Genomic DNA, 24,744 nt, shown 5'->3' with positions numbered 1-24,744 from the left:
TGCAAAGTGCCCACGAAGAGGCACTCCACGCCAGAGGTGAAGTCAGAAGACAGCGCAAACTAGCAGTGTAGCCGAAAGGCTAACCGCTGTCGAGCGGCCCCGTGCACGATGTTTCAACGATCTTTTTTGGAAGATCGTTGTTCCACCGGCCGAGCCGCTCGCGTCGGTCGTGGCCTGGGGCTCATCGGTCGATGTGCGCTGAACCAGACCCAAGAAGGATCGGGGCACATCTGTCGGGCCACCGGCCGCCGCGTCCGCGGAAAGGCAGTGCCTGATTAGCGTGCCTGCCCGCTGGTCATCGCGTCAAGGGTTCCCACGCGCGTCGGGCCACCGTGACGGAAATCTCGCACTCCGATCACAAGGTGTTGTGGTGCCCACCCCTAGATCTTGGGTCCTTACATCCGGCAGGTCTTCGGACGCGACGAGGGGCGGCCACCGGATGCCCGGCGCCGCCCCTCGCTTCGGTGCAAAAGTTACTTGAGGGTAACCTTGGCGCCCTCGGCCTCGAGCTTGGCCTTGGCCTTGTCCGCGGTCTCCTTGTTGGCCTTCTCGATGACGGCCTTCGGCGCGGCCTCGACGAGGTCCTTCGCCTCCTTCAGGCCCAGGCCGGTGAGCTCACGCACGACCTTGATGACCTGGATCTTCTTGCCGCCGTCACCCTCAAGGACGACGTCGAACTCCGACTGCTCTTCCTTCTCCTCCACCGCGGGACCGGCGGCGGGGCCGGCGGCCGCGACGGCGACAGCAGCGGTGACGTCGAAGGTGGTCTCGAACTCCTTCACGAACTCGGAGAGCTCGATCAGGGTCATCTCCTTGAACGCGTCCAGGAGTTCCGTGGTGCTCAGCTTCGCCATGTTGGCGTTTCCTTTCGAAAAGTGATGTGGAGCGCGGGCCTATTCGGCCGCGTCGCTGCCGGCTTCCTGCGCGCTGCCGGATTCCTGCTTGTCGGCGAGAGCCTGGACGGTGCGGACGGCCTTCGACAGCGGCGCCTGGAACAGCGCGGCCGCCTTGCTCAGGCTGCCCTTCATCGCGCCGGCCAGCTTGGCCAGCAGCACCTCACGGGACTCCAGGTCGGCCAGGCGACGGACCTCGTCCGCGCTGATGGCCTTGCCCTCGAAAACGCCGCCCTTGATGACGAGCAGCGGGTGGGCCTTCGCGAACTCGCGGAGGCTCTTCGCCGCCTCGACAGGGTCGCCGGAGACGAAAGCGAGCGCGGTAGGACCGGAGAACAAATCGTCGAGTCCGCTGATGCCCGCGTCCGTCGCGGCACGCTTCGCGAGCGTGTTCTTCGCGACGGCGTACGTGGTCTCGCGGCCCAGGTTGCGGCGCAGGGTCTTGAGCTGCGCCACGGTCAGGCCGCGGTACTCGGTCAGCACGGTGGCCGTCGAGCCCCGGAAGTTCTCGGTGAGCTCCGCGACCGCGGTGGCCTTGTCATCTCGAACCGGCTTGTCCGCCATGTCCCTCCTCTCTCTTGCTACGGTGCTGGCCACGCTCTCGGGCCTGCCCGCTGCAACGAAAAACGCCCCGGCGCAGGGGCGCACGGGGCGGAGCGACATCAGTCGGCAGCGCTTGTCCGGCCCTGCGCGGGTCGCCTGCGTTGACGCAGAGCCTTCGACATCCGCTCACGCGGATATGACCAGCGGTCTTCGGGTTTCGATTGGAACTGTACTTGACGCGTCGTGTGTCACCAAATCACGGCCGGTCGCGGCGCAGGTGGGCGTACCCGGCGACGGCGGCCCCGGCCCAGAGGACGCCCCAGGCGGTGGTGACGAGCACGTGCGCCAGGTCCGTGCCGCCCACCGTGTCGCGGGCCGCGGTCATCAGCGGTGGGGCCAGCCACGGTGCCGGGAAGCTCTTCAGGCCCAGCACGATCGCCATGACCACGCCACCGACGAGGATCGCCAGGCCACGGGCCGCCTGACCGGACACCGCCCGGCTGGCGAGGGCCCCCAGGGCGACCGCGGGCAGGAGCAGCAGCAGGTGCGCCCACAGGCCGAGCGCGATCCCCTCGGGCAGTGGCGGGTCGCCGGCCTTCTGGGGGCCGGTGACGCCGCCGACGAGCCACGGCAGCACCATCGCGACCAGGATCACCGGCAGGCCGGCGAGCAGCGCCGCGACGAGCCCGGCGGTGGCCTCGCGGGCCGGGCCGACGGCGACCCGGCCGAGCCGGCGCTGCACGTCCGGCTCCACGTCCAGCAGGATCTTGGTCTGCCAGGCCAGGACCCCGAACAGGATCGCGGCGGACACCCCGTAGGCCTCGCCGGCCTGGGCCTGTCCCCCGCCGTACAGGATCGACAGCACGACCAGAGCGGCCAGCAGCGGCGCGGCGGCCCGGCCGGTCTGCAGGAACCCCGCGAGCCGCATCCTGACCAGTGCCGTCACCGTTCCTCCCGGATGCCGAGGACGTCGAACCCGTCGGCGCGCAGCCTCGCCACCGCGCGGTCGGCGTGCCCTGCCGCGACCGCGAGCTCGATGATGCTCCGCCTCACCGTGGGACGCTCCCCCTCGGTGACCCGGCCGTCGCGGACGTGCCAGCGGCGGGCCGCCGGCAGCCTCGACACCTCGCCCAGGTGATCGCTGATCAGGACCCGCCCGCCGCGGCCCACGACGTCCGCGACGATGGCCGGCACCTGCTTGCGGGTGGCGGCGTCCAGCCCTTCCCAGGGCTCGTCGAGGACGAGCAGGCCGGGCGGACTCAGCAGCGCCTGCACGAGGCCGACCTTCTGGGCGGAGCCCTTGGAGAGGCGGCTCAGGCGCACGTCCAGGAACCCGGCGAAATCGAGGCGATCGGCCCACTCGTCGATTGCGTCCCGGTCGGCGCCCCGGACGGCCGCCATGTGGGTGAGGTAGGCCCGGGCGGTGAACGGCTGGTCGGCCGGGAACCGCTCGGGGACCCAGCCCACGACGTCCGGACGGCCCGTCACGACACCCCTGCCGGGCCGGAGCACGCCGACGGCGAGCTGCAGCAGGGTCGACTTGCCCGAGCCGTTGGGGCCGAGCACGACGGCGGTCTCACCGGGCCCGAGCTCGAGGTCCACGTCGTGCAACGTCCACGCCGCCTTGCGGGCGTATCGGAACCAGACCTCGCGCAGGTGCACGTCCCCGAACATAGACGACGGCGGGCCCCCACCGGGGACCCGCCGTCGTGGTGCTGCTGCTTACGCCTCCGCGTTCGCGTCGTCCTCGAGGAGGTTGCGCGTGCGGTTCGGGTCGACCGGGATGCCGGGGCCCATGGTGGTGGTGATGAAGATCTTCTTCAGGTACTTGCCCTTGGCCGCGCTCGGCTTGTTGCGGTTGACCTCGTCGAGGACCGCCGCGTAGTTCTCCACCAGCTGCTGCTCGGAGAAGCTCGCCTTGCCGATGATCAGGTGCAGGTTGGAGTGCTTGTCCACCCGGTAGGTGATCTTGCCGCCCTTGATCTCGTTGACCGCCTTGGTGACGTCCATCGTGACCGTGCCCGTCTTCGGGTTCGGCATCAGGCCGCGCGGGCCCAGGATCCGCGCGATCCGGCCGATCTTGGCCATCTGGTCGGGGGTCGCGATCGCCGCGTCGAAGTCCAGCCAGCCTTCCTGGATCCGGGCGACGAGCTCGTCCGTGCCCACCGCGTCGGCGCCGGCGGCCTCGGCCTCGGCGGCCTTCGCGCCCTGCGCGAAGACGATGACGCGGGCGGTCTTACCGGTGCCGTGCGGCAGGTTGACCGTGCCACGGACCATCTGGTCGGCCTTGCGGGGGTCGACACCCAGCCGCATGGCCACCTCGACGGTGGGGTCGAACTTCACGGTGGTGGTCTGCTTGGCCAGCTTCACCGCGGCGATGGGGCTGTACAGCGCGTTGCGGTCGACAAGGTCCGAGACCTTGCGGTAGTTCTTGCCGTGCTGCGACATCTCGCTTTACTCCTGTGGTGATCGTGCGGGCGTTTGGCTACGCCCTCCCACGTGTTTTGAGTTTTTGGTTTGCGTTGCGAGCGGCTCGGTCAGTCCTTGACGACGATGCCCATGGAACGGGCGGTGCCGGCGATGATCTTCTCGGCCTGCTCGATGTCGTTGGCGTTCAGGTCCGACATCTTCTTCTCGGCGACCTCACGCAGCTGGGCCTTGGTGATCGAGCCCACCTTGTCCTTCTGCGGGACGCCGGAACCCTTCGGCACGCCGGCGGCCTTGAGCAGCAGACGGGCGGCGGGCGGGGTCTTGAGGATGAACGTGAACGTCCGGTCCTCGTAGACGCTGATCTGCGCGGGGATGATGTCGCCGCGCTGGGACTCCGTCTGGGCGTTGTACGCCTTGACGAACTCCATGATGTTCACACCGTGCTGACCGAGCGCGGGGCCGACCGGCGGCGCCGGAGTGGCCTGGCCGCCCGGCAACTGAAGCGTGAAGGTCTTGACGAGCTTCTTCTTCGGAGGCATGGCTGCTTTCGTCTTCCTGGGCTGGAATGATTCGTGCTGACCGGACATGTCGATGCCCGGCCCGGCGATCGCCGCTGCGCACGACTGAGCGCCCGGCACTTGGCCGGACGCTCAAGCGTACCGCAGACGAATTAGATCTTCGTGACCTGGTTGAAGTTGAGCTCCACCGGGGTCTCCCGGCCGAAGATCGAGACCAGGACCTTGAGCTTCTGCTGGTCGGCGTTGATCTCGCTGATCGTGGCCTGAAGCGAGGCGAAGGCGCCGTCGGTGACGGTGACCGAGTCGCCGACCTCGAAGTCGAGGACCTTGACCTCGGGCTTGCCGGCCTTCTTGCCCTCCTGCTGCACCACCGGGGCGAGCCACTTGAGGACCTCGTCGAGCGACAGCGGCGCCGGGCGGTCCGCCCGGTCCGTCGCGCCGACGAAACCGGTGACACCTGGCGTGTTGCGCACGCAAGAGTAGGACTCCGCCGTCAGCTCCATCCGGACGAGGATGTAGCCGGGGAAGACCTTGTTCTGCACCTGGGTGCGCTTGCCGTTCTTGATCTCGACCTCTTCACGAGTCGGGACCTCGACCTGGTAGATGAACTCTTCCATGTCGAGACTCGTGATGCGGGTCTCGAGATTCGTCTTGACCTTGTTCTCGTAACCGGCGTAGGAGTGCACCACGTACCAATCACCGGGCGCGAAGCGCAGTGCGGCACGCAGCTCGGCGACGGGGTCCTCGGCGTCGGTCGCCGCCGCCGGCTCGGGGGCCGTGCTCGGCGTGGCGGCCGTCATCACCGTCGACGTTTCCTCATGCTGCTCGTCGTCGGTCCCGGCGGTCTCGTCGAATTCCTGCACGCTGCTCACTTCCGTCTGTCAACTCTTCGCGTCTGCGGCCGGTCCGATGTGGACTACTCCGTCTTGTTACCGAAGGCCCAGAGGACGCCCTTGGCGAACAGGTAGTCGAGGCCACCCACGATCGTCAGCATCACGATCACGAACACGACGACAACGACCGTGTAAGTGGTCAGCTCTTTGCGGGTCGGCCAGATCACCTTACGCAGTTCGGCGACAACCTCGCGGACGAAGTTGATGAGCCGCGCGAAGATGTTGTTCGAGCTGCCCTCTTTGACCTTGGTCTTCTTCTTGTCCGACTCTTTGACGTCCTTGGACTTCGACTTCGCGTCCTTGGACTTCGTCAGGACCGGCTTGCCGTCGTCGTCCTCGTCGTCCTCATCGGCGTCCACGTCATCGCCGAGGTCGTCGTCGAGCTCATCGAGCTCGTCAGCGAACTCTTCCTCGATGGCCGCGTCCTCGGCGGTGAGCTCCTCGTCACGGCGATCGTCGGCGGGGTTGGTCCCGCGTCGCCTGCGTTCGGCCACTTTCGCCCTCTTCCGTGATCTCGCGAGTGCTCGGTCCGATGAGTGGCCCGCGGATCCGCCCAACCAGGCCACCGGCGAAGAGCCGGCGGCACTCGGCGGGACCAACCCGTGACCGCTGGAGGTTGCGACCCGATCGGCGGATCGGGCACCCCAGACCCAGGTCAGGCCTTCGGCGCAGGGGTGACAGGACTTGAACCTGCAACCTGCGGTTTTGGAGACCGCTGCTCTGCCAATTGAGCCACACCCCTTCGTGGTGATCGCGCCTCCCGGACCCCTGTTCAAGGGCACCGAGAGGTTGCTCACCCCACGGGCGACCAGTGTACGGGTTCGGGTGGGATATCCCAACCACCCCCCTCCACTGTGCCGCCTCCTACGCCCTGACCAGGGCTTTCGCGGCGCCGAGAATCTTGTCCCCGTTACACGTGGCGGTGATGTCGACCTGCGTGACACCATCCTCACCTACCCGCTTCACGACCCCGCTCACCACGATCTCGGTGCCTTTGTCGTCGTCAGGAACCACCACCGGATTGGCGAAGCGGGTGGAGTATTCGACGATCGCCGCGGTGCCACCCACCCAACAGGCAACCGCCTGACCCGCCAGGGCCATCGTCAGCATGCCGTGCGCGATGACACCCGGCAGACCGACCGACGTCGCGACGCGGTCGCTCCAGTGGATCGGGTTGAAGTCGCCGGAGGCCCCCGCATACCGCACCAGATCGGCGCGGGTCACCTGGAACGTCTGCGGCGGAAACACGGTGCCGACCTGCATGTCAGCCCTCCCCACGGACCACGAGCCGGGTCCAGATCGTCACGACGAGCTCACCTTCGACGGTCGACACCTCGTGCCGCGTGGTCAGGAACGCGTGCCCGGCACGGCTGCTGATCTCCTCCACCGCCATCACCGTGACCAGGTGGTCGCCGGCGACGATCGGCCGCACGTAGCGGAACGTCTGCCCGCCGTGCACCACCCGGCTGTAGTCCAGCCCGAACGTCTGGTCCTCGACCAGCTGCTGCCCGGCGTTCTGACTCAGGATGATCGCGAACGTCGGCGGGGCGATCACATCCTTGTAGCCCTTGGCACGCGCCTCGGCGAGATCCCGGTGCACGGGGTCGCTCGCGCTGACCGCGTCGGCGAACTCCCGGATCTTCTCCCGGCCGACCTCATAGGGCGGGGTCGGCGGATACACCCGACCCATGAACGACTGATCCAACGGCATGCTGTGCAACTTACCGTTTCGACGACGAAGCCCCGGCCGCTGGGCCGGGGCTTCGGGTGAGGCTGTGGTGTGGTTACCGCGTCTCGCGGTGCACGGTGTGCTTGCCGTCCCGGGGGCAGAACTTCTTCAGCTCGATGCGGTCCGGGTCGTTGCGGCGGTTCTTCTTCGTGATGTAGTTACGCTCTTTACACTCCGTGCACGCCAGCGTGATCTTCGGACGAACGTCGGTCGCCTTGGCCATGGCGAAGTGCCTTCCTTCAGAGCGGGGTTCAGGTCCAGCGAACGAGCATAGCGGCTCACACTGGCAGTCGCCGAATCGGCGATCTCTGTGGTGCTTCTGTAGCGGTGGCCGGACTTGAACCGGCGACACAGCGATTATGAGCCGCTTGCTCTACCATCTGAGCTACACCGCCGCGGCGGACTCGATGACTCAAGCCCGGTCTCTCGAGCCCCCTTACGGAATCGAACCGTAGACCTTCTCCTTACCATGGAGACGCTCTGCCGACTGAGCTAAGGGGGCGCGTCAAGTGCGATCCCGCACATGCGCTCGCTAAGCGTACACGGCCCTCGCCGTGGCACGAAATCGACTTCCCCGAACTGATATCCGCCCAGCTCATGACGCCCGTTCCGGCGTGTCGTGCGGGCCGGTTCCCGCCGTGGGCCGGTTGCCCACGACGGTGTTTCGCGATGCCGCTCGGATCGTGACCGTCGCCGGCGCATCGCAGCGCCCAGGCCGCTTCAGCGTCGCTGTGGCCTCCCTGTACGCGACGCCCCTTACGAGACGGCCTTTACGTGCCTTTACGGGACGGCGCGCAGCCAGCGAACCTCGCCCGCAGGGGCGACGGTGGGGTCGGCGTCGGCCTGGATCTGCAGCCACGACTCGAAGCGCTCGTAGGGCAGCGCACGGCTGAACAGGAAGCCCTGGCCCATGTCGCAGTGCATGTCTTCGAGCAGGCCGAGTGTGAGTTCACTCTCAACGCCCTCAGCGACGACGGCGAGGCCGAAGTGGCGGGCCATGTCGACGACGGTCCGCACGATCGCGAGATCACTCGGCGCGGTGGCCATCCCCTGCACGAAGGTCCGGTCGATCTTGACCTCTTGCACCGGCAGGCGGCTGAGGTCGGCGAACGAGGACCGGCCCGCGCCGAAGTCGTCGACGGAGAGCCGCACGCCGAGGTCACGGAGACGCTTCAGCGCGGGGATGCCGCGCCCGCTGGCGAGCAGCTCCTCCTCGGACAGCTCCAGGATGATCCGGTCGGCCGGCACCCCGTGCTCCTGCAGCAGCTCCGACACCTGTAACGGGAAATCGGCGTCGTTGAGCGTGCGGACCGAGAGGTTGACCGCGACGGTGAGGGAACGGCCCGCGTCGGCCCATTCACGGGCCCTGCGGATGCCCTCGCGGAGGACCACGCCATTGAGCCGGGAGAGCTGGCCGGTGTGCTCGGCCACGGAGACGAAGTCCGGCGGGGCGACCTGCCCGTGCACGGGGTGCTCCCAACGGGCCAGACACTCGACGCCGACCAGTCGCCGGTCCTTGAGCGCGACCTTGGGCTGGAAGTACACCTCGAGCTCTCCGGTGTTGAGCGCGGCCTCAAGATCTGCGGCCAGCCCGACCCGGCGGACCGAACGCGACTGCAGGCCCGCGTTGAACATCTGCACGATTCCCCGGGACTTCGCCACGGAGGTGGCCACGACGGCCCGCTGCAGCAGCGCCTCCGGCTCCGTGCCGTGGTCGGGGTAGATCGCCACACCGACGTTGGTGTCGACGTCGACGGTGAGCGAGTCGATGACCATACGGTCACGCAGCCCCGCCCGCAGCGTCTCAGCGACCGCGGCGGCGGCCTCGGCGCTGGCGGTGCGCAGCTCGACCGCGAACTCGTCCCCGCCGACCCGGGCCACCAGCGCACCTTGCGGTGCCAGCCCTCGAAGCCGTTTCGCGACCTGGATCAGCACCTGGTCGCCGGCGCCGTGCCCCAGCGACTCGTTGACCTCTTGCAACGCGACGACGTCGAACAGGAGCACGGCGACGACCTCGCGCGGGCCGCGGCCGGTCATCGCCTCACCGAGCGCGGTGAGCATCCGCCGCCGGTTCGCCAGGCCGGTGAGCGCGTCGTGGTTGGCGTCGAACTGGAGCCGATCGACCAGCCTGCTGTTCTCCACCGCCGCGCCGACCTGGACGGACACCGTCTCGAGCAGTTGCACGTCTTCCTTGCCGAACACGACCTTGTCCCCGAGGCGCCCCGCGACCTCCAGGGTGCCGATCGCGACCCCACTGGACCGCAGCGGCACGACGACGACGTCCTTGACCTGCGCCTCCTGCAACGCCGACTGGAGCTCCGGCGCTCCCGCCTTGGGCCCGGCGATGACGGTCTGCCCGGTGCGCATCGCCAGCTGCCGGAACAGATCGGGCGTGGTGGCGCTGTCGAGCAGCCCCGGATAGTCGAACCGGGAGGACAACATGACCTCGTGGTGGCGTCCGTACCCCGGCAGCCACAGGGTCGCCGAGTCCGCGGTCAGCAGGGCCCGCACCCGGCCGAGCAACACATCGGGCAGCGTGCCGTCGTGGTTGGTCGCGGCGATGTCCCGGGTCAGCGCATACATCTCGGTGAGATTGCGGTGCTGGCGGAAGAACTGCGTGTAGGAGCGGTACAGGACGAAGAGCACGATCGCCAGCGCGACCAGCAGCAGCGCCCCCCACTGGCTGGCCACCAGCGTCAGGAGCATGACCAGGCCCAACACGATGTTGACGCCGATCACAGCGAAGCCCGGCACCGACGACTTCAGGAACTGCGGGAGTTGGGACACACCCTGCAGCAGCACCATGACACCCGCGATGGCCGCCAGGGTGACCACGCTGCCGGCCAGCGCCGCGGCGGCGAGCACCAGCCAGGTCAGCGGTGACCCACCACCGTGCAGGCCGAACTCGAAGACGATCAGGTTGGCGGTCGCGATGCTCGCGAAGTGGCTGGCCACGTTGAACACCAGTTTGGGCCCGCTCATGCGGGCGCCGAAGATGTTCCACAGCAGCCCGGCGGTGACCCGCACGAAGATGGCCAGCCAGGGCGAGAGGTAGAAGAGCGCCAGAACGATGGGAACGTCGTTCATCCGAGTGATCAGCGCCTGACGCCGGATGTCGAAGCGCAGCTCCAACGGCGTGGCGAGCGTGGCGAGCGCCAGCAGCGCCAGCGCGTAGCCAAGATGGCCGACGGGATACGTCCGGTCGGAAAGCAGGATCGGCAGCGACAGCAGCGCGCCGAGCAGGAACAGAGGGCCGGTGATCAGCCAGGCGTGACTCTCAGAGCGACTGACTGGAGCTTTCGGAGCGGGCACCCATTCCCCAATCCTTCGGGTATGGGGCCTGACGAACCGTCCGCCGCCGCGCAGCGGAGGTCCGGTCCTTCCTAGCCCCAGTCCCAGCTTTCGGTGACAAAGACGGGCTCAGCGTTCACCTGGATCGCGTGCGCGACGCTGGCCAGTTTCACCGAGGATGCCTCACTGCCTGTAACACTCGCCTGGGCCACGGTGGCCGATAAACCGAGAGCTGCCGCTCCCACGCCGACCGTCACCGCCAAGCGTGTCATCCACCGACCAAGCGTCGTGTCTCGCATCATGTCGCTCCCATGCGATCGCAGTGACATCAGGGTCCCGTATGGATACCCACGATCCTGCCACAGTCAACGCAGCAACCGACAGTGCAGCGGCGAGGATGGCGCACGCGTGCGTAAGAATCGACCTTTCGGCCGATTCCGACAGTGGCGGTCCGGCTATATCAGCCCGCCCGATCCAGGTCTTGCGCAACTTTTCCGCGCCGCTTGGCGTCAGATCTGGACGCTCCCCGCTTCCTGACGGACAGGATCGTCGCGTCGCGGATCTCCCGCCAGCCGGCCTCAGGGTCGACCACGGCCGACTCGATCCAACCGACCGCGTCCTGCTCGGATCCGAACGACCGCACCCGCAGCCGCCCCTCGGGTCCCCCTCGCCGGAGCTCGACCTGCCACCGGCCGTCGGCCGCGTTGCGCACGAAGACGTCCCGCCGCACGAGCCGGGACCACCGCCCGTTCCACCACTGCCGCTCATTCATGAGTACATCTTAGAACGGGTGTACGACAATTTCGGGGACTTCGAGGCACGGCTCAACCAGTAGCGTGGCGACACAACCAGCGGCAGACCGCTCCCCGTATCAGGGTTTGCGGCCCTGGACGCCGGCCGATCCACGACCTACGGACGACCCGGCGCCAGCCCACGGCGACACCGTTCCCTGGTCGTCAAGCCGGCCGACCGTTCCGCCACTCAACGTGAACAAGGTCCGCCACCTCGGCGAGCGCCCTCAGCTCGGGCGTCGCACTTCACCGCGACGGGTGAGCTTCGGTTGGTCCAGGTGAGACCGAGTGGACCAACGAGTAAGGCCCCCGAGCGGAGTTTCTCCTACTCGGGGGCCTTACTGTCCTGCCAGTGGCGGGTAGAGGATTCGAACCTCTGTAGCTTTCGCGACGGATTTACAGTCCGCTCCCATTGGCCGCTCGGGCAACCCGCCTGGCGCAAGCAAGAATAGCGGTACGCCCCGGGGGCAACGCAAACGGGTACCCTCGGCACGCCCGCAACCGCCAACCGACCGCATCTCAGGAGCATCTGCCATGGCTTCGGCACCCTCGTTCGACATCGTCAGCAAGGTCGACCGGCAGGAGGTCGACAACGCGCTCAACCAGGCCGACAAGGAGCTGGGGCAGCGGTTCGACTTCCGCGGCACCGGCGCTGAGATCAAGTGGGCCGGGGAGGAGACGGTCAGCCTCCAGGCGGAGACCGAGGAGCGCGTGGTCGCGGCGCTCGAGGTCTTCAAGGAGAAGCTGGTCAAGCGCAACATCTCGCTCAAGTCACTCGACGCGGGCGAGCCGCGCGCGTCCGGCAAGACGTACAAGATCGATGCCAAGATCGTCCAGGGCATCGAGTCGGACAAGGCGAAGGAGATCTCCAAGAAGATCCGCGACGAGGGGCCGAAGGGCATCCAGGCGCAGATCCAGGGCGATCAGCTGCGCGTGACCGGCAAGAAGAAGGACGACCTGCAGGCGGTCATCACGCTGCTCAAGGGCGAGGACTTCGGGATCGCGCTGCAGTTCACGAACTACCGGTGACGCGTCAGTCCCGGCGGGCCGGTGGGCGCCGCTCGGGACGCTCGGGGGTCTCCTCGGCACGGATCAGCACGAAACTGTCGGTGTCACAGATCTCGGTGTCGGGCACTTCCCGGTGATCGGGGTCTGCCAGCACGGCGTCGATCGGCATTGCCATGAGGCGTGACCCTACACGGACGTGCTGTTGGCATCACTCATCTGAGTGACGCCTGCGTGGCGGGCCGGCACCGGCAAGTGACGGACTCAGATGGGTGATGCCTGCGTGGCGGCCCGCGCGATCGCACCGCGCGGGTTGGCCGCCACCAGGGCGCCGAAGCCGACGGCGGTGCCCGCCAGCAGGAACGCCCAGACGACGCCGCCCGGGCGGTCGACCACGAGGCCCATGGCGGCGACGCCGGCGGCGCTGGAGGCCACCGAGACGGTCACCAGCCAGGTGTACGCCTCGTTGAGCATCGAACCCGGCACGATCTGCCCGACGAGGGAGTTCTGCACGGTGAGCGCCGGCGCGATGGTGGCGCCGCCGACGACGAGGGCGATGCCGAGCGCCAGCGCGCTGGGCATCGCGGCGAGCACCAGGATGCTGGCGGCCACCCCGCCGAGCAGCCAGCCGAGGCGCCCCGGCGGGCGGGTGCCGAAGTAGATGCCGCTGGCGGCGCTGCCGATGCCCCAGACGCCGAGCAGCAGCCCGCCGACGCCTTCCGGGTCGTGTTCGACGTACGCGGTGGCGTACGCGGGCACGGCCACCCCCATGCCACCGAACGCGAACCCGAGGGCGAGCGCGGTCACCAGCAGCGGCGCGAAGCCGGGGACCCGCAGCGGGCCGAGGCCCTTGGCGTTCGTGTGGTCCGCGTGCCGCCGCCACGACCGGATGGCCCGGCCACGGGCGACGACCAGCGTGCCGAGCAGGGTGATGCCGGCGGCGGCGCCGAGCGCGACCGCGGGCTGCCACAGCACGACACACAGCGCGACCAGCATCGGGCCGGCCACGAAGACGATCTCGAACAGTGCCGTCTCGGCCGCGAGCGCCGTCACCCGCACGTGTGGCAGGTCGGCGGTCAGCGCGTTCCAGGTGCCCCGCACGGCGGCGGTCAGCGGCGGGAACGTGGCACCGGCCGCGACGGCCGCACCGACGATCACGGGCAGCGGCGCCTCCCGCAGCGCGACGACGATCAGCAGTCCGAGCGCGAGCGGGTGGGCGACGCCGGTGACGATCAGCACCGGGGCCGGGCCGATCCGGTCCGCGAGCCGTCCGGCGACCGGGCTGGCGGCCGCACCGGCGAGCGCGTAGACGGCGCATGCGGCGGCGGCCTGCGCGTAGCGACCGGTGGTCTGTTGCAGGAGCAGCAGCAGCGACAACGAGACCATGCCGATGCCGAGCCGGGCGAGCACGCCGACGACCAGCAGAACGGGCGCACCGGGAAGCCGCCATACCGCCGCGTACTGCCGCAACGCCGTGCCTCATCTCGATCTCGGTAACGGGTGAAGAGCCTGCCGATCCTAACGGCAGGCTCCCGTCAACCGATCAGGTTTTCCGCGTCAGCGATGCGTGACGCCCGCCATCTGCTCCAACCTGGCCACCCGCTCCTCCATCGGCGGGTGGGTCGAGAACAGCGAGGCGATCCCCCCGCTCCGGAGCGGGTTGTCGATCATGAGGTGGGCCTGGCTGGCGAGCTGGCCGTCGGCCGGCAGCGGCAGCGCCTGGGTGCCGCGATGAATCTTGCGCAACGCGCTGGCCAGGGCGAGCGGGTCGGCGGTCAGCCGCGCGCCGGACTCGTCGGCCTGATACTCGCGGCTGCGGCTGATGGCCAGCTGGATCACGGTCGCGGCGAGCGGACCGAGGATGAGCATCAGCAGCAGCCCGCCGATGCCGGGGCCGTCGTCGTCATCCGAGGAGCCGCCGAGCGGCAGGAAGATGGCCAACTGCGCGAGCATCGTGATCATGCCGCCGAGCGCCCCGGCGACGCTGGAGATGAGGATGTCGCGGTTGTACACGTGGGACAGCTCATGGCCGATGACGCCGCGCAGCTCGCGTGGGGTCAGGACGCCGAGGATGCCCTGCGTGACGGCGACGGCCGCGTGCTTCGGGTTGCGGCCGGTGGCGAAGGCGTTGGGCTGCATGGTCGGGCTCACGTACAGCCGGGGCATGGGCTGCCCGGCGGACGTGGCCAGCTCCCGCACCATCGCGTAGAGGTCGGGTGCCTGCGCCTCGGTGACGGGCTGGGCGTTCATCGCGCGCAGGGCGAGCTTGTCGGAGTAGAAGTAGCTGAACGCGTTCATGCCGAGCGACAGGAATACGGCGATGACCAGACCGGTGCTACCGCCGAGCCAGTAGCCGACAAGCAGGATCAGCGAGGTCAGCAGCCCCAGGAGGGCCGCCGTCTTGAGACCGTTGAGATGCCTGTGCTGCATACCCTCTACAACACCGCGGGCCGCCGCGCCCCTTCCCCCAGCCAGCTGTGAGCTGCCTGAACGCGCGGGTGGGATCAGCGGAAGAACGCGGCGAGCTCGAGAACTCCCTGCGGGGCGAACCCGAGCAGCACCGCGACGACCGCGGCCACCCCGACAGCCACCCCGACCGGCCACCCGACCCGCACCTGCGCACCCACAGAAGCCGGAGCAGCGGAATCCGGCGGAAGCGGTGCCGCTGCGGGAGCGGCGAACAGGGTGGCGACGACGCGGACGTAGTACGCGAGGCCGATGACCGCGTTGAGCGCGACCACGACCGCCAGCCAGGCCGCGTCACCGCCGAGCAGGGCACGGACCACGGCCACCTTGGCGAACAGCCCGGCCAGGCCAGGAGGCAGGCCGGCGAGCCCGGTCAAGGCGATCACCAGGACCGCCGCCACCCACGGCGAGCGGCGGGCCAGGCCGCGGTAGTCGGTGATGTCGCCGCCGTCGGTGCTGCCCCGGGCGGCGACCACGGCGGCGAAGGCGGCGAACTCCAGGACGACGTAGAAGAGGGCATAGGCGACGGTCGCCGCGACGACGAGCCCGATCGCGTCGGGGGTGCGGCCACCGGACGCCAGGAGCGCGCCGAGCGGGGCGAGCAGGTAGCCGGCCTGGGCCACGGACGACCAGGCGAGCAGGCGGACCATGCGCCGCTGCCGGAGGGCGACGAGGTTGCCGACGGTCATGCTGAGCACGGCGAGGACCGCGAGGGTCAGGCCCGACGTGGCGAGGACCGGGCCGCCGGCGACCACGCCGACGAGGAGCAGGGCGACGACGCCGCCGAGCTTCGATGCGGTCGACAGGTAGGCGGCGACGGGCAGCGGGGCGCCGTCATAGGTGGTCGGCGCCCAGGCGTGCGCGGGGACGGCGGCGACCTTGAACGCCAGGCCCGCCAGGAGCAGGACCATGCCGACCTTGAGCAGTGGGCGCAGCTCGGGCGCGCTCGCGCCGGCGTGGGCGATGTCGGCGAGGTGCAGGCCGCCGGTCGCGGTGTAGACGAGCCCCGCGCCAAGCAGGGCCACGGCCGTCGACACGACGCTGACCACGAAGAACGTGACGGCGGCGGAGGCACCCGTGGCCGCGCCGCGCCTGATGCCGACCAGCAGATACAGCGGCAGGGTCAGCGTCTCGAGCGCCACGATCAGCGTGATCAGGTCGCGGGCGCCGCCGAGGACGACCGCGCCGGTCAGCGAGCAGGCGAGCAGGAAGCAGTATTCGCCGACGGGCACCTCGCCGGTGCGCAGCAGCGGCACCGACAGGGCGAGGGCGCCGAGGGCGAGGACCGCGAAGGCGGCACCCACGGCGGCCGCCGCCGGGTCCGACACCAGCGAGCACTGGTCGGGCCCGAAGCAGAAGGCGGTGCGCCGCCCGGCGTCGCCGAGACCGAGCCCGACGCCGATCGCGGTGGCCGCGGTCGCGGCCAGGCCGAACGCGGTCGCCCCGATGACCGCGCCGCGCCGGCCCGGCACGAGCAGGTCGACGAGCAGGGCGAGCACGGCGGTGGCCGCGGCGACATACGTCGGCAGGAGCGCGACCTGGTCGATCCTCATCGCCCGACCTCCCCGGCCGGCCCGGAGCCGGCCAACTGGCCAGAAGCACGCATGAACGACACCGGACGGGCCGACGAAACCGGCGGCGGTGCGGAGGAGGTCATCGGGTGATCACTTCCGCCAGGGCGGCGACCGGGTCGGCGGAGTAGCCGAGGACCAGCACGGGGACGATGCCGACCGCGAGGGTGAGCAGGACCAGCGGGGACCACGCGACCAGCTCGCCCGGGCGCAGGCGGCCCTCCGTGGTGAGGGCGGTGACCGCCGGGGTCGCGGCGCCGTGGGTGACCCGGCGCAGCAGACGCAGGAAATATGCGGCGGCGAGGGCGGCACCGGCGGCGGCGAGGACGCCGAGCGTGCTCCAGAGCGGGCCGCCGCGTTCGAAGGCGGCGAAGACGGCGAAGGCCTCGCCCCAGAAGCCGGCGAGGCCGGGCAGGCCGAGGGAGGCGATGGCGGCGAAGGCGAGGACGCCGCTGAGGGCGGGCGCGGTCTCGCGGAGGCCGCCGAGCTGGGCGAGCTCGCCGGTGTGCGCCCGGTCCTTGATCCCGCCGGCGACGAAGAACAGCAGGCCGGTGACGATGCCGTGGGCGATGTTGCCGATGAGGGCGGCCTGGAAGCCGGTGGTGGTGAGCGTGGCGACACCGAGCAGGACGAAGCCCATGTGGCCGACGGACGAGTAGGCGATGAGGCGCTTGAGCTCGGTCTGGGCGAGGCAGACCAGGCCGCCGACGATGATGGCCGCGGTGGCCAGGATCCCGAGGACCGGGGCGCTGCGGGCGGCGGCGTCGGGCGCGACACCGACGGCGACCCGGAGCAGGCCATAGGTGCCCATCTTCAGCAGGACGCCGGCCAGGATGACCGAGCCGACCGTCGGGGCCTCGGTGTGCGCGGCGGGCAGCCAGGTGTGCAGCGGCCAGAGCGGACTCTTGACCGCGAAGGCGACGGCGAGCAGCACGAACGCGAACAGCTGCAGGCCGCTGCTCATCGGGCGGGTCGCCGGGTCGGTGAGGGCGACCAGGTCGGCGGTGCCGGTGGCGGAGACGACAGTGAAGACGCCGACGAGGAGCAGCACCGAGCCGAACAGCGTGTAGAGCACGAACTTGCGGGCCGCGCGCCGGCGGTCGGCGCCGCCCCAGACGGCGATGACGGCATACATCGGCAGCAGGACGACCTCGAAGAACACGAAGAACAGCACCAGGTCGAGGGCGAGGAACACGCCGATGATGCCGACCTCGAGGACCAGCAGCAGGGCCACCAGGAGCCGGCCGCGGCCCGGGTCCGGGACCCGCCACAGGCAATACGCGCAGCAGAGCATCGTCAGCGCGGTGGTGAGCGCGACGAGCGGATAGGAGATGCCGTCGACGCCGAGATGAAAGCGCAGGCTGAGGTCGGGCGCCCACGGCACGTCGATCTCCGCCCACGGCAGGATGGCGCCCGTGCCGGGCGTGGTGGTGCCCGGCACGAAGAACAGGGCGGCGCCGAAGGTGGCGGCGGCGAACGCGGTGCCGCCGACCCGGGCGGCGCGGTCGAGCCGGGCCGGCATGGCGGCGGCGAACAGCGCGCCGATCGCGGGCAGGATCAGCAGCGCGAGGAGCATGGTCTGACCGGTGCTCACCAGGACACCCCCACGACCAGGGCGATGGCGGCGGCGATGACGACCGCGCCGCCGAGGACGGCGCCGGTGGCGCGGGGCAGCCCGGCGATGTGCGCCCGGGCGAGGAGCGCACCGGCGCCGGTGGCCCCGGTGCCGGTCGCGTCGACCGCGCCGTCGACGACGGTCTCGTCGGCGCGCCGGGCCAGCCGGGCCAGCGCGGTGACCGGCCGGGTGACCAGCGCGTCCTGGACCGCGTCCAGGTAGAACGCGTTGGCGAGGAGCCGGGTGAGGGCGGTGTCGGGCAGGTCGGCAGCCGGGTCACGACGCCAGGCGACCGCCACCCCGAGCGCCAGCAGCGCCAGCGGGAGCAGCGCGAAGACGCCGATCTCCGCGATGGCGTGCTCGCCGCCGAGCCGACGACCGAAGGCGGCGGAGAGGCCGGCGAAGCCGAGCAGGACGGTCGGCACGGCGAGGACGAGCAACGGCCCGCGCATCGCCCACGGCGGCTCGTGCCCGGTCCGGGCGGCGGCGCTGCGGGGCTCGCCGAGGAACGTGCGGCGCCACAGGCGCACGACATAGGCCGCAGTGAGCACCACGGTGAGCGCGGCGGCGGCCAGCACCAGCCACGCCGCCGTGGCGGACAGCGGGAACGCGGAGGAGATCGAGCCGGGCACGACCGGCGGGCCGGGGATGCGGGTCTCGCCCCGGGCTGTGTGCCAGGCCGCCTCGATGATCGAGTCCTTGCTGAAGAAGCCGGCCAGGGGCGGGACGCCGGCGAGGGCGGCGAGGCCGGCCGTCATCGTCCAGAACGTCACTGGCATGCGGCTGCGCAGCCCGCCCATGGCGGCCATCAGGTTGGTGCCGACGGCGTGGATCACCGCACCGGCGGCGAGGAACAGCAGCGCCTTGAACGCGGCGTGGGTCAGCAGGTGGAACAGCGCCGCGTCGGGCGCGCCGACGGCGAGACCGCCGGTCATGTACCCCAGCTGGCTGACCGTCGACCAGGCCAGAACCCGTTTGATGTCGTCCTGGCCGAGCGCGGCGAGGGCGCCCAGGAGCATCGTGATCGACGCCATGACGGCGAGCACGGTGAGCGCCGCGCCGGAACGCTCGAACAGCGGGTAGAGCCGGGCCACGACATAGACACCGGCGGCCACCATCGTCGCGGCGTGGATCAGGGCCGAGATCGGGGTCGGGCCGGCCATCGCGTCGGGCAGCCAGGTGTGCAGCGGGAACTGGGCGCTCTTGCCCGCCACGCCGGCCAGCAGCAGCACGCAGGCGGCGGTGACGGTGCCGGCCGGCAGGTCCGCGCGGAACACCTCGGCGATGCGGAAGCTGCCGGCGTGCAGCCCGAGCAGCACGATGCCGATCAGGAAGCCGACGTCACCGACGCGGGTCACGAGGAACGCCTTGACCGCGGCGCGGGGCGCCTCCGGCAGCCGCCGGTCGTGGCCGATCAGCAGATAGGAGCAGATGCCCATGACCTCCCAGCCGACCAGGAGGGCGATCAGGTCACCGGAGACCACCACCAGCAGCATCGCGCCGGTGAACAGGCTGACCTGCGCGGCATAGGGCGCGTAGCGGTCGTCGTCGTGCAGATAGGCCACGGAGTAGATCTGCACGCACAGCGCGACCACGCCGACGGCGACCGCGACGAACCCGGCCGGGCCGTCCAGCCAGGTGCCCAACGTGACGGAGAGCCGCCCGAAGTCGGCGATGACGATCCCGGCGTCGGGCGCCCGCGCCCCGCGCAGGGCGACGGCGACCGCGCAGATCAGGGCCACGGCCGCGGCGCCGGTGCCGAGCGCGGCGGCGACCCCGCGGTGCCGATACCGCAGGAGCAGCCCGGCGAGGCCGGCGGCCAGCGGGACCACGGGCAGTGCGAGCCCGAGCAGGTCGGCCTTCACCGCGCGACCTCCGCATCCCGGTCGGGAGAGGACTCGGTGAGCGGGAGGTCCTCGACGTCGACGGACCGGCGCAGCCGGTAGAGCTGGAGGATCAACGCGAGACCCACCCCGATCTCGGCGGCGGCGAGCACGATGATGAACAGGGTGAACGACTGCCCGCTGTGCGGCACGGCCGACCGGATCGTCGCGTCGGCGGTGACCAGCACCAGGTTCACCGCGTTGAGCAGCAGCTCGACCGCCATGAGCAGCAGCACCGCGTTGCGCCGGACGATCACACCGTAGACACCGATGCCGAACAGCAGCGCCGCGATCGTGAACGGCAGGACCGGATGCATCAGCGCCCCCGCGGATCGGGGCGGGAGTCGCTGCGGGGCCCGGCGCTGATGTCCGGGCGGGACACCACGATCGCGCCGACCAGCGCGGCCAGCAGCAGCACCGAGACCAGCTCGAACGGCAGCACCCAGGTCCGGAACACGGCCCCGCCGATCGCCTCGGCGGTGCCGGGCGCGGGCAGCCCGACCCGGCTCCAGTGGAACGCGTCGGCGAACAGCGCCACCAGGCCGGCGCCGGCTCCCGCACCGATGAGCGCGCCGGGCCAGCGGACCCGGTCGAGGTCGTCGCTGGCGCCGATCGGCGCCCGGGTCAGCATCACGGCGAAGAGCAGCAGGACCACCACGGCGCCGACATAGAGCAGCACCTGGACCCACGCGAGCAGCTCCGCGGACAGCACCAGATAGAGCCCGGCGACCGCGCCCAGCGTGACGACGAGCCACAGCCCGGCCCGGACCACGTGCCGGGTCGTCACGACCAGCAGGCCGGCGCCCAGCGCAACGGCGCCGAGCGCGGCGAGCAGCACGTCCGCCGCGGTCATCGCGATGCCACCCTCATGGCCGACATCCTGCCACCAGGGTCCGACAAGATTCGAGCCGCAGGCTCGAAAAAACGTCTAGGCGCGGAACCGCGACACGACCCGGCTCAGCTCCTGCGACATCCCCGCCAGCTCAGCCGCCGCCGACTCGGTCTCCTGCACCCCGACGCTCGTGGACTGCGCCGCCCGCGCCACCCGGTCGATGCTGGACGCGATCTCGGTGCTCCCGTTGGCCGCGTTCGCCGCGTTTCGCCCCATCTCGTTCGTGGTCGCGGTCTGCTCCTCCACCGCCGAGGCGATCGTCGTCTGGTAGCCGTTGACGCTCTCGATGACGTCGCTGATGCGGCTGATCGCGGCCACGGCGCTCGCCGCGTCGGCCTGGATCGCCGAGATCCGCTGGCTGATGTCCTCGGTCGCCTTCGCCGTCTCCTGCGCGAGGTCCTTCACCTCGTTCGCGACGACGGCGAAGCCCTTGCCGGCCTCGCCGGCGCGGGCGGCCTCGATCGTCGCGTTCAGCGCGAGCAGGTTGGTCTGCGCGGCGATACCGGTGATCACGTTGATGACGTTGCCGATCTCAGCGCTGGACTCGCCCAGCTTCGCCATCGTGCGGGTCGTCTCGTTGGCGGCCTCCATGGCCTCGTTCGCCACCCGTACCGCTTCCGTGGCGTTCTGCGCGATCTCCCGGATGCTCTCGTTCATCTCGTCGGTGCCGACGGCGACGGTCTGCACGTTGCGCGACACCTCGCCGGCCGCGCCGCTGACGGCGGTGGCCTGCTCGGCGGCGTCGTCGACGCCCGAGGCGATGGTGCGGGCCACGCCGGTGAGGCGGGTCGAGGAGCTGGCCAGGGAGGTCGCCGAGGTGCCGACGAGGCGCACCATCTCGGCGATCCGGTCGAGGCTCTCGTTGAGCGCCCGGCCCATCTGGCCGACCTCGTCGCCGCTGGTCACGTCCATGCGGGCGGTCAGGTCACCGCCGGCGACCTCGTCCAGGACGGACTTGGCGCGGCGCACCGAGCGCACGATCGACCGGGCGACGAGCCCGGCGAGCCCCATCGACAGGATGATGCCGAGCACCAGCATGACGATCAGGCTGGTGCGGGCGGCGTCGTAGGTGTCGCCGGCGTCGTTGGAGATCTTCTTCGCGTTGGCCTGCTCGATGTCGGCGATCTTGCTGCCGACGTTCTGCTGCGCCTCCAGGATCGCGCCCATCTCCGGGTTGAAGAGGGCCTGCATGGCGCCGGGCGTGTTGCCCTGGCGGGCGGCGGCCAGGACCTGCTCGTCGCGGATCTTGCGGACGGCGGCCATCTGCCGGACGAGCTCGTCGGCGAGCTTCTTGCCCTCGGCGGTGTGCCGGCTGCCGAGGTAGGCGGCGTACGCCGCGTCGAAGCTCGCGTCGACGGGCTTGATGTACCCGGTGACGATCTGCTCCAGGTTCGCCGCCGGGCTCATGGCCGCCGCGTACATGAGCAGCTGCGTCTCGGTCCAGTGGTTCTGCATCTTCTGCGCGTTGTAGCCCGGCGCGCCGGCCGTGGCGTAGACGTCGTTGGTGTGCTGGTTGAGCAGCCTCAGCCGGGTGATGCCATAGACGCCGACCACCACCGTCACCACCGAGACGAGCAGAAAGCCGATGAAGAGCTTCTGCGAGATTCCCAGCCGGGACATGCCGCCACCTCCGAGCAGTCGGCCGCGACCAGCGGGCGCGACTCACCACTCGGATCGGTCAGACCGCGCTCTGACCTGAGCGTTTTGCGGCGGCGGTCTGCTCTTTGGCCGGTTCACCCCGATGGTCGTGCGCGGGCGGCGCGGGGACGGTGGCGACCCACTCCTCCAGCCGGTCCTTCTCGTGCAGCAGGTCGCGGATGTCGTGTTCGGCATACTCGAACTCCGGCGTCCAGTGCAGCGCGTCGAAGGGGCACACCTCGATGCAGATCCCGCAGTACATGCAGAGCGAGAAGTCGATCGCGAACCGGTCGAGCACGTTGCGCTGCCGCGCCCTCGCCGCGCCGGGGACGACGACCTCCTCCTTGTGGGAGTCGATGTAGATGCACCAGTCGGGGCACTCCCGGGCGCACAGCATGCAGACCGTGCAGTTCTCCTCGATGAGCGCGATGACGCCGCGGGTGCGCGGCGGCAGGTCGGGCTCGACATCCGGATACTGCTGGGTGCCCGTGCGCTGGGTCAGCGTGCCGAGCGTGACGGCGAGGCCCTTGACGAGCCCTTTCCCGGGAAGTTCCATGATTACAAAGCCACCTTCACCGCGGCGGTCAGGACGAGCTGCAACAGCGCGAGGGGGACGAGGACCAGCCAGCAGAGCCGTTGCAGCTGGTCCTCGCGCAGGCGCGGATACGCGACCCGCAGCCAGATCACCACGAACGCGACGGCGAACATCTTCAGCAGCGTCCACAGCCAGCCGACCTGGTCGTCGAACGGCCCCTTCCACCCGCCGAGGAACAGCACGGTGGTGAGGGCGGCGATGACGACGATGCCGACGTATTCGGCCAGCAGGAAGAACGCGAAGCGGAGGCCCGTGTATTCGGTCAGGTAGCCGAAGACCAGCTCGGAGTCGGCGATCGGCATGTCGAACGGCGGGCGGCGGATCTCGGCGAGCCCGGCGATGAAGAAGATGAGCATCGCCGGCAGCTGCCACAGCAGCCACCAGGGGCGCCAGGCCTCGACGATGCCGGACAGCGACAGCGTGCCGGCGGCCATCGCCACCGACGCCGCCGACAGCACGAAGGGCAGCTCGTAGCCGAGCAGCTGCGCGGCCGCTCGCAGCCCGCCGAGCAGCGAATACTTGTTGGCCGACGACCAGGCGGCCATGAGCACGGCGATCACGCCGATGCCGACGACCGCGAGGACGAAGAACAGCCCGACGTCGAGCGGCTGGGCGACCAGGCCGTGCGGTCCGAGGGGGATGACCAGCAGGACGGCCAGGTACGGCAGGAGCGCCACCACCGGAGCGAGCCGGAAGACCTGCCGGTCGGCGGCGCGCGGGGTGATGTCCTCCTTCTGCACGAACTTGACCCCGTCGGCCACCAGCTGGGCCCAGCCGTGGAAGGCGCCGGCATACATGGGGCCGAGGCGGCCCTGCATGTGCGCCATCACCTTGTGCTCGGCCTGGCCGACGATGAGCGGCAGGGTGAGGAACGCGCCGACGACGACCAGGACCCGCAGGATCAGCTCCAGCCAGACCGGCATCAGACCCGCCCTCCCGGCCATTCGGACGGATCCGGAACCCCCGGCGGCCGCATCGGGGCGCGCTTGCTCACGGTGTGCTCGCTCTCCCCCGGCTCCTTCGCCCCCGGCCACGGCTTCGCGACCCGGGACGCGAGCACGAACTCCTTGCGCAACGGGTGCCCCTCGAACTCCGGCGGGAGCAGCAGCGGCGTCAGCGCGTCGTTGCCGGTGAAGTCGATGCCGAACATCTCGTGCGTCTCGCGCTCATGCCAAGCGGCGCCCGGAAAGACAGGCACAACAGTGGGCACAGCCGGCGAAAGCCGTGGCAACGAAACTCTGAGCAGCAACCCGTGCAGCAGCGAGGTCGAATAGACGTGCGCCACCACGGTGAAGCCGTCGGGCAGTTCGTCGACGGCCGACAGCCAGTCGAAGAAGTCGCAGGCCAGCTCGTCACGGGCGGTCAGCAGGGCAGCGACCCAGCCCGCCGGCGGCACGTCGACGGTCTGGCGGGCGAAGCGGCCACCGCCGGCGGACTCGCTGAAGGAGGCGCCGTCGCCGAACACGGAGAGGTCCACGTCAGGGCCTCCGCACCGGCGGGGCGGTCAGCGCCTTGACGTCGGTGCGGTTGACCCCGCCGAGGCCGGACTGCTCCCCCGCGATCTTGTCCTGGAGTTTCATGATGCCGTGCAGCAGCGCCTCGGGCCGCGGCGGGCAGCCGGGGATGTAGACGTCGACCGGGATGAGCTGGTCGACGCCCTTGGTCACCGAGTACGAGTCCCAGTAGGGCCCGCCGCAGTTGCTGCACGCGCCGAAGCTGATCACGTACTTCGGCTCGGGCATCTGGTCATAGAGCCGTTTGACCGCGGGCGCCATCTTGTCGGTGACGGTGCCGGAGACGACCATGAGGTCGGCCTGGCGCGGCCCGTGTGCGAACGGGATGACGCCGAGGCGCATGAAGTCGTGCCGCCCCATGGACGTGGCGATGAACTCGATCGCGCAGCAGGCGAGACCGAAGTTGAACACCCACAGCGAATAGCGGCGGCCCCAGTTGAGCACGAACTTGATCGGGTCGCCCACGACACTCCCCAT

27 protein-coding genes and 4 tRNA genes are annotated in these 24,744 nt (G+C 70.1%); 1 reads left to right on the top strand and 30 read right to left on the bottom strand.

Translation table 11 applies throughout. The features are described from left to right. Positions 1-473: 473 nt before the first annotated feature. The 17 genes from rplL to Dsi01nite_RS06195 form a co-directional block, all read right to left on the bottom strand. Positions 474-854, bottom strand: coding sequence for a 50S ribosomal protein L7/L12 (rplL, locus tag Dsi01nite_RS06275; RefSeq protein WP_203845070.1), 381 nt, complete (start codon positions 852-854; stop codon positions 474-476). A 39-nt stretch (positions 855-893) separates the two neighbouring features. Further along, on the bottom strand, positions 894-1,457 hold the full coding sequence (gene rplJ, locus Dsi01nite_RS06270) for a 50S ribosomal protein L10 (RefSeq protein ID WP_203845069.1): 564 nt from the start codon (positions 1,455-1,457) through the stop codon (positions 894-896). Between the two features lie 235 nt (positions 1,458-1,692). Next, the gene (locus Dsi01nite_RS06265) at positions 1,693-2,382 is read right to left on the bottom strand and encodes a hypothetical protein (RefSeq protein WP_203845068.1); all 690 of its coding nucleotides are present in this window, start codon (positions 2,380-2,382) and stop codon (positions 1,693-1,695) included. Next, the gene (locus tag Dsi01nite_RS06260) at positions 2,379-3,098 is read right to left on the bottom strand and encodes an ATP-binding cassette domain-containing protein (protein WP_239135725.1); all 720 of its coding nucleotides are present in this window, start codon (positions 3,096-3,098) and stop codon (positions 2,379-2,381) included. Before Dsi01nite_RS06260 ends, Dsi01nite_RS06265 begins: the two co-directional genes overlap by 4 nt. A gap of 60 nt (positions 3,099-3,158) precedes the next feature. Beyond that, entirely contained in the window at positions 3,159-3,884 is a 726-nt protein-coding gene (gene rplA / locus Dsi01nite_RS06255; RefSeq protein ID WP_203845066.1) for a 50S ribosomal protein L1, read from the bottom strand. Positions 3,885-3,973: 89 nt separating this feature from the next. Next, positions 3,974-4,405 carry a 50S ribosomal protein L11 gene (gene rplK, locus Dsi01nite_RS06250; RefSeq protein WP_203845065.1) on the bottom strand — a complete coding sequence of 144 codons (432 nt, stop codon included), beginning with the start codon at positions 4,403-4,405 and terminating at the stop codon, positions 3,974-3,976. 131 nt (positions 4,406-4,536) lie between these two features. Continuing rightward, positions 4,537-5,247, bottom strand: a complete 711-nt coding sequence (gene nusG, locus Dsi01nite_RS06245; protein WP_203845064.1) for a transcription termination/antitermination protein NusG — start codon at positions 5,245-5,247, stop codon at positions 4,537-4,539. Between the two features lie 53 nt (positions 5,248-5,300). Next, the gene (gene secE / locus Dsi01nite_RS06240; protein WP_203845063.1) at positions 5,301-5,771 is read right to left on the bottom strand and encodes a preprotein translocase subunit SecE; all 471 of its coding nucleotides are present in this window, start codon (positions 5,769-5,771) and stop codon (positions 5,301-5,303) included. 175 nt (positions 5,772-5,946) lie between these two features. After that, positions 5,947-6,019: transfer RNA gene (locus tag Dsi01nite_RS06235), tRNA-Trp, on the bottom strand. 122 nt (positions 6,020-6,141) lie between these two features. After that, complete coding sequence (locus tag Dsi01nite_RS06230) at positions 6,142-6,540, bottom strand: MaoC family dehydratase (RefSeq protein ID WP_203845062.1); 399 nt, start codon at positions 6,538-6,540, stop codon at positions 6,142-6,144. A gap of 1 nt (position 6,541) precedes the next feature. Then, a complete protein-coding gene (locus Dsi01nite_RS06225) occupies positions 6,542-6,988 on the bottom strand; it encodes an FAS1-like dehydratase domain-containing protein (RefSeq protein ID WP_203845061.1) in 447 nt (148 codons plus the stop codon). Between the two features lie 73 nt (positions 6,989-7,061). Continuing rightward, a complete protein-coding gene (gene rpmG / locus Dsi01nite_RS06220; RefSeq protein ID WP_033357682.1) occupies positions 7,062-7,229 on the bottom strand; it encodes a 50S ribosomal protein L33 in 168 nt (55 codons plus the stop codon). 99 nt (positions 7,230-7,328) lie between these two features. Then, positions 7,329-7,401: transfer RNA gene (locus Dsi01nite_RS06215), tRNA-Met, on the bottom strand. A 34-nt stretch (positions 7,402-7,435) separates the two neighbouring features. Further along, a tRNA-Thr gene (locus tag Dsi01nite_RS06210) sits at positions 7,436-7,508 on the bottom strand. Between the two features lie 278 nt (positions 7,509-7,786). After that, positions 7,787-10,318 (bottom strand): putative bifunctional diguanylate cyclase/phosphodiesterase, encoded by a 2,532-nt coding sequence (locus Dsi01nite_RS06205; RefSeq protein ID WP_239135724.1) that lies wholly within the window; start codon positions 10,316-10,318, stop codon positions 7,787-7,789. A gap of 439 nt (positions 10,319-10,757) precedes the next feature. Next, on the bottom strand, positions 10,758-11,069 hold the full coding sequence (locus Dsi01nite_RS06200) for a hypothetical protein (RefSeq protein ID WP_203845060.1): 312 nt from the start codon (positions 11,067-11,069) through the stop codon (positions 10,758-10,760). 372 nt (positions 11,070-11,441) lie between these two features. Next, positions 11,442-11,522: transfer RNA gene (locus Dsi01nite_RS06195), tRNA-Tyr, on the bottom strand. 100 nt (positions 11,523-11,622) lie between these two features. Here Dsi01nite_RS06195 and Dsi01nite_RS06190 point away from each other — a divergent pair. After that, positions 11,623-12,117: a YajQ family cyclic di-GMP-binding protein gene (locus Dsi01nite_RS06190; RefSeq protein WP_203845059.1), complete on the top strand. Its 495-nt coding sequence runs from the start codon at positions 11,623-11,625 to the stop codon at positions 12,115-12,117. Between the two features lie 4 nt (positions 12,118-12,121). Here Dsi01nite_RS06190 and Dsi01nite_RS06185 read toward each other — a convergent pair whose 3' ends face one another. From Dsi01nite_RS06185 to Dsi01nite_RS06125, 13 genes are all read right to left on the bottom strand, one after another. Beyond that, positions 12,122-12,271 (bottom strand): hypothetical protein, encoded by a 150-nt coding sequence (locus Dsi01nite_RS06185; protein WP_203845058.1) that lies wholly within the window; start codon positions 12,269-12,271, stop codon positions 12,122-12,124. Positions 12,272-12,357: 86 nt separating this feature from the next. Next, positions 12,358-13,563, bottom strand: a complete 1,206-nt coding sequence (locus Dsi01nite_RS06180) for an MFS transporter (protein ID WP_239135723.1) — start codon at positions 13,561-13,563, stop codon at positions 12,358-12,360. An 87-nt stretch (positions 13,564-13,650) separates the two neighbouring features. After that, a complete protein-coding gene (gene htpX, locus Dsi01nite_RS06175; RefSeq protein ID WP_203845057.1) occupies positions 13,651-14,523 on the bottom strand; it encodes a zinc metalloprotease HtpX in 873 nt (290 codons plus the stop codon). A 74-nt stretch (positions 14,524-14,597) separates the two neighbouring features. After that, complete coding sequence (locus Dsi01nite_RS06170) at positions 14,598-16,112, bottom strand: NADH-quinone oxidoreductase subunit N (protein WP_203845056.1); 1,515 nt, start codon at positions 16,110-16,112, stop codon at positions 14,598-14,600. Positions 16,113-16,212: 100 nt separating this feature from the next. Next, on the bottom strand, positions 16,213-17,706 hold the full coding sequence (locus Dsi01nite_RS06165) for a complex I subunit 4 family protein (protein ID WP_203845148.1): 1,494 nt from the start codon (positions 17,704-17,706) through the stop codon (positions 16,213-16,215). 14 nt (positions 17,707-17,720) lie between these two features. After that, positions 17,721-19,610: an NADH-quinone oxidoreductase subunit 5 family protein gene (locus Dsi01nite_RS06160; RefSeq protein ID WP_203845055.1), complete on the bottom strand. Its 1,890-nt coding sequence runs from the start codon at positions 19,608-19,610 to the stop codon at positions 17,721-17,723. After that, the gene (gene nuoK / locus Dsi01nite_RS06155; protein WP_203845054.1) at positions 19,607-19,945 is read right to left on the bottom strand and encodes an NADH-quinone oxidoreductase subunit NuoK; all 339 of its coding nucleotides are present in this window, start codon (positions 19,943-19,945) and stop codon (positions 19,607-19,609) included. Before nuoK ends, Dsi01nite_RS06160 begins: the two co-directional genes overlap by 4 nt. Continuing rightward, positions 19,945-20,481, bottom strand: coding sequence for an NADH-quinone oxidoreductase subunit J family protein (locus tag Dsi01nite_RS06150; protein ID WP_203845053.1), 537 nt, complete (start codon positions 20,479-20,481; stop codon positions 19,945-19,947). The genes nuoK and Dsi01nite_RS06150 overlap by 1 nt, the downstream gene beginning before the upstream one ends. Positions 20,482-20,556: 75 nt before the next feature. Beyond that, the gene (locus tag Dsi01nite_RS06145; RefSeq protein ID WP_203845052.1) at positions 20,557-22,140 is read right to left on the bottom strand and encodes a methyl-accepting chemotaxis protein; all 1,584 of its coding nucleotides are present in this window, start codon (positions 22,138-22,140) and stop codon (positions 20,557-20,559) included. A gap of 58 nt (positions 22,141-22,198) precedes the next feature. Then, positions 22,199-22,714, bottom strand: coding sequence for a NuoI/complex I 23 kDa subunit family protein (locus Dsi01nite_RS06140; RefSeq protein ID WP_203845051.1), 516 nt, complete (start codon positions 22,712-22,714; stop codon positions 22,199-22,201). 2 nt (positions 22,715-22,716) lie between these two features. Then, positions 22,717-23,676, bottom strand: a complete 960-nt coding sequence (gene nuoH, locus Dsi01nite_RS06135) for an NADH-quinone oxidoreductase subunit NuoH (RefSeq protein WP_203845050.1) — start codon at positions 23,674-23,676, stop codon at positions 22,717-22,719. After that, entirely contained in the window at positions 23,676-24,230 is a 555-nt protein-coding gene (locus Dsi01nite_RS06130) for an NADH-quinone oxidoreductase subunit C (protein WP_203845049.1), read from the bottom strand. Before Dsi01nite_RS06130 ends, nuoH begins: the two co-directional genes overlap by 1 nt. A 1-nt stretch (position 24,231) precedes the next feature. Next, a complete protein-coding gene (locus Dsi01nite_RS06125; RefSeq protein ID WP_203845048.1) occupies positions 24,232-24,744 on the bottom strand; it encodes an NADH-quinone oxidoreductase subunit B in 513 nt (170 codons plus the stop codon).

The organism is Dactylosporangium siamense, from assembly GCF_016862795.1.
Taxonomy (GTDB): Bacteria; Actinomycetota; Actinomycetes; order Mycobacteriales; family Micromonosporaceae; genus Dactylosporangium; species Dactylosporangium siamense.
The sequence above is the reverse complement of the archived record's forward strand: the minus strand, read 5'-3'. Positions and strand labels throughout refer to the sequence as shown.

What these genes read in the sequence shown, in the direction of transcription:
- nuoH (WP_203845050.1), bottom strand. Translation starts at nt 23,676, where the DNA reads ATGCCGGTCTGGCTGGAGCTGATCCTGCGGGTCCTGGTCGTCGTCGGC.
- htpX (WP_203845057.1), bottom strand. Translation starts at nt 14,523, where the DNA reads ATGCAGCACAGGCATCTCAACGGTCTCAAGACGGCGGCCCTCCTGGGG.
- Dsi01nite_RS06230 (WP_203845062.1), bottom strand. Translation starts at nt 6,540, where the DNA reads ATGCAGGTCGGCACCGTGTTTCCGCCGCAGACGTTCCAGGTGACCCGC.
- Dsi01nite_RS06190 (WP_203845059.1), top strand. Translation starts at nt 11,623, where the DNA reads ATGGCTTCGGCACCCTCGTTCGACATCGTCAGCAAGGTCGACCGGCAG.
- Dsi01nite_RS06145 (WP_203845052.1), bottom strand. Translation starts at nt 22,140, where the DNA reads ATGTCCCGGCTGGGAATCTCGCAGAAGCTCTTCATCGGCTTTCTGCTC.
- rplA (WP_203845066.1), bottom strand. Translation starts at nt 3,884, where the DNA reads ATGTCGCAGCACGGCAAGAACTACCGCAAGGTCTCGGACCTTGTCGAC.
- Dsi01nite_RS06165 (WP_203845148.1), bottom strand. Translation starts at nt 17,706, where the DNA reads ATGCTCCTCGCGCTGCTGATCCTGCCCGCGATCGGCGCGCTGTTCGCC.
- Dsi01nite_RS06200 (WP_203845060.1), bottom strand. Translation starts at nt 11,069, where the DNA reads ATGAATGAGCGGCAGTGGTGGAACGGGCGGTGGTCCCGGCTCGTGCGG.
- rplJ (WP_203845069.1), bottom strand. Translation starts at nt 1,457, where the DNA reads ATGGCGGACAAGCCGGTTCGAGATGACAAGGCCACCGCGGTCGCGGAG.
- rpmG (WP_033357682.1), bottom strand. Translation starts at nt 7,229, where the DNA reads ATGGCCAAGGCGACCGACGTTCGTCCGAAGATCACGCTGGCGTGCACG.
- Dsi01nite_RS06140 (WP_203845051.1), bottom strand. Translation starts at nt 22,714, where the DNA reads ATGGAACTTCCCGGGAAAGGGCTCGTCAAGGGCCTCGCCGTCACGCTC.
- Dsi01nite_RS06125 (WP_203845048.1), bottom strand. Translation starts at nt 24,744, where the DNA reads ATGGGGAGTGTCGTGGGCGACCCGATCAAGTTCGTGCTCAACTGGGGC.
- rplK (WP_203845065.1), bottom strand. Translation starts at nt 4,405, where the DNA reads ATGCCTCCGAAGAAGAAGCTCGTCAAGACCTTCACGCTTCAGTTGCCG.
- Dsi01nite_RS06150 (WP_203845053.1), bottom strand. Translation starts at nt 20,481, where the DNA reads ATGACCGCGGCGGACGTGCTGCTCGCCGCGCTCGGCGCCGTTGCGCTG.
- Dsi01nite_RS06225 (WP_203845061.1), bottom strand. Translation starts at nt 6,988, where the DNA reads ATGCCGTTGGATCAGTCGTTCATGGGTCGGGTGTATCCGCCGACCCCG.
- Dsi01nite_RS06185 (WP_203845058.1), bottom strand. Translation starts at nt 12,271, where the DNA reads ATGGCAATGCCGATCGACGCCGTGCTGGCAGACCCCGATCACCGGGAA.
- nuoK (WP_203845054.1), bottom strand. Translation starts at nt 19,945, where the DNA reads ATGCATCCGGTCCTGCCGTTCACGATCGCGGCGCTGCTGTTCGGCATC.
- rplL (WP_203845070.1), bottom strand. Translation starts at nt 854, where the DNA reads ATGGCGAAGCTGAGCACCACGGAACTCCTGGACGCGTTCAAGGAGATG.
- Dsi01nite_RS06170 (WP_203845056.1), bottom strand. Translation starts at nt 16,112, where the DNA reads ATGAGGATCGACCAGGTCGCGCTCCTGCCGACGTATGTCGCCGCGGCC.